Source organism: Candidatus Thiosymbion oneisti (genome assembly GCF_900092655.1).
In the GTDB taxonomy this organism is placed as follows: domain Bacteria; phylum Pseudomonadota; class Gammaproteobacteria; order Chromatiales; family Chromatiaceae; genus Thiosymbion; species Thiosymbion oneisti.
The window spans coordinates 1-2,341 of the sequence record NZ_FLUY01001412.1 but is presented as its reverse complement, the minus strand read 5'-3'; the positions used below and the strand labels follow the sequence as shown (position 1 = coordinate 2,341).

Annotated in this window: 3 protein-coding genes; 1 reads left to right on the top strand and 2 read right to left on the bottom strand. The window is 59.9% G+C overall.

Features of this window, described 5'->3' with window-relative positions:
* The first annotated feature begins 58 nt into the window (after positions 1-58).
* Positions 59-292, top strand: coding sequence for a hypothetical protein (locus BQ17_RS14485; protein ID WP_089728240.1), 234 nt, complete (start codon positions 59-61; stop codon positions 290-292).
* Positions 293-392: 100 nt separating this feature from the next.
* Here the strand turns inward: BQ17_RS14485 and BQ17_RS14480 are convergent, their stop codons facing one another.
* Positions 393-809, bottom strand: coding sequence for a Zn-ribbon domain-containing OB-fold protein (locus BQ17_RS14480; protein WP_089728238.1), 417 nt, complete (start codon positions 807-809; stop codon positions 393-395).
* Positions 810-813: 4 nt separating this feature from the next.
* A complete protein-coding gene (locus BQ17_RS14475; protein ID WP_089728236.1) occupies positions 814-2,076 on the bottom strand; it encodes a thiolase C-terminal domain-containing protein in 1,263 nt (420 codons plus the stop codon).
* Positions 2,077-2,341: the final 265 nt, after the last annotated feature.

The window sequence follows — 2,341 nt, the reverse complement described above, 5'->3', positions numbered from 1 at the left end:
CCATTAGGGCATCGTGGCCGCTCATTCGCTCCATAACTCGTTGTTTTAGATTGCAATAATGTGGGGATACCTCAGGGTCTGCCCCTATTTTCTCTACAAGCTCCTGCACAAATCCCCGGAGGCAACGATCGCGGAGGGCTTGGCGCAGACCGCCGATTACATGGACCAGGTGGGCACCGACGAGGGTTATCTGATTGTGTTCGATCGCACCCCGGAGGTGCCGTGGGAAGAAAGGATCTTTGTCAGGCAAGAGCGGTATGGGGAATACCGGATCGGGGTGTGGGGGATGTAATTGGAAAGGGGATCGACGCGCGATCACCACGGACTGAAAAGACAACGGGCCGGCAGGCCGGCCCGTTCAGAGGGGGCGACGGATTCTCGGCGCTTTGATGCTAAGTGGCCTTGAACCCGATATAGGTCTTCTTCTCTTCTCCCTCCGTTCGGTCGATGAAGGTCAGCCCCATGGGGGTGCCGATCTTGATTGCTTCGGGCTTGGTGAGGTCCAGCCCTAAGATCTGGGCGCTGATGGCCGGGCCCTCGTCCAAGCGCACGATGCCGACGCAATAGGGGTTCTTCGGGCCATAGCCCGCCTCCACCATGCGCGTCGGTCCGAACAGGGTGACGGTAAAGGCCTCCAGCTTGCCCTTGCCGCTCATTTCCACCCACTCCATCTCCCCGCTGCTACAAGAGGGAGAGAAGGGACGTGGTGGCAGGAAGAGCTCGCCAGAGGACTTGCACCTGGTGCCCATGAGCTTCTTCTCAGCGACGAACTCGTAGAAACCGGCTGCATTGTAGGCATCTTTGCTCATGGTCTTATCTCCGCTCGAAAATGTTGACGACGCACACCTGACCGCTGCCCCCCAGATTGTGGGTCAGGCCGAGGGTCGGCTCTCCCGGTAGCTGGCGTTCACCCGCCTCGCCACGCAGCTGTTTCCAGACCTCGACGATCTGCCCGACTCCCGAGGCCCCCACCGGATGGCCCTTGGATTTGAGCCCGCCGGAGGTATTGATGGGACGATCACCGTCGCGGGCGGTGCGACCCTCTTCCAGGGCCTTCCAGCCCTCACCCGGCTTGAAGAAGCCCAGATCTTCGGTGGCGATCACCTGGGTCATGGTGAAGCAATCGTGAACTTCGCAGACCTGGATATCCTTGGGCGACTTGCCGGCCATTTCGTAGGCGATCCGACCGGCCTCGGTCGCCGTCTCGATCGTGGTCAGATCGGTACGGTCGTGCATGGGCACGCCGGAGGCGATGCCGTTGCCGATGATGTGGAGCGGCTTGTCGGTGAAGTTATGGGCCATATCTTCCGCTACCAGCAGAAGGGCCGCCGCGCCGTCGGAGACCGGGGAGCAGTCGAACAGGCGCATGGGCCAGGAGATGACCGGATTGGCTCTGGGGTCACGCAGAAAGGCCATCTCGTCGTCCCACTCGGGGATCGGCTTGCCCTTTTTCTCCGCGCTCTTCTGCTTCATCTTGATGAAATCGCCGATCTTTTTGCCGAACTGGGCCTTGGCATTGAGGGCGCCATTCTCGTGGTTTTGTAGCGCCACTTTCATCATGGTCTCGCCGGTGGCGCCGTAGCGGTGCATGTAGGCGGTCGCCAGAGCGGCGTAGAGACCAGGAAAGGTGAAGCCCGCCACGTTCTCGTACAGATTGTCGCTGGCGGTGGCCAGGATCTCGGTGACCTTCTCGGTCGGCTGATCGGTTTCCTTTTCGTAGCCGCCGACCAGCACCATGTCGGCGATACCGGAGGCAATGGCCATCACCCCCAGGCGAAGGGCGCTGCCGCCGCTGGCGCAGGCGTTCTCGGCGCGGATCGCGGGTTTCGGATTCATCCCTACGGCGTTGGCGATAAAGGGGGCGGTGAAGCCTTGCCCTTCGAACTGGCTGCTGCTGTAGTTACCGAAGTAACACTCCTCGATGTCCTTGGGGTCAAAACCCTTGTCCACCGATGCGCGCATGTCTTTGAAGGCCTCGACGAACAGGTCGCGGGTCGTTTTTCCGGGGAAGGCCCCGAAATTACTCATACCCGCCCCGACCAGTGCGACACCACGATTGAATCTCTTGGTTGCCATCTTGAATCTCCAGGGTGGTGGTTAATCGTTATTGTCGGCGAACGACTCTCCAGCCGCTCACGGACGCGGGACCGCAACAGCACGTCCTTACGGCTTTTCCGATTCCAACAGGTTATCGCGGTCGATATTACCGGTGTATCCCTGTTCCGGGCACTCGGTTTTTGATGGTGGAGGATTCGAAGCTTTCTTAGATGTCAGGTCCCGTGTGATTATATACCAAGGAGGAGCTATCCTTTGTTGCAGGCAAGAGCGGTCTTACAGCTGC

Coding starts and splice junctions, on each gene's coding strand:
- BQ17_RS14485 (WP_089728240.1), top strand. CDS start 59: ATGTGGGGATACCTCAGGGTCTGCCCCTATTTTCTCTACAAGCTCCTG.
- BQ17_RS14480 (WP_089728238.1), bottom strand. CDS start 809: ATGAGCAAAGATGCCTACAATGCAGCCGGTTTCTACGAGTTCGTCGCT.
- BQ17_RS14475 (WP_089728236.1), bottom strand. CDS start 2,076: ATGGCAACCAAGAGATTCAATCGTGGTGTCGCACTGGTCGGGGCGGGT.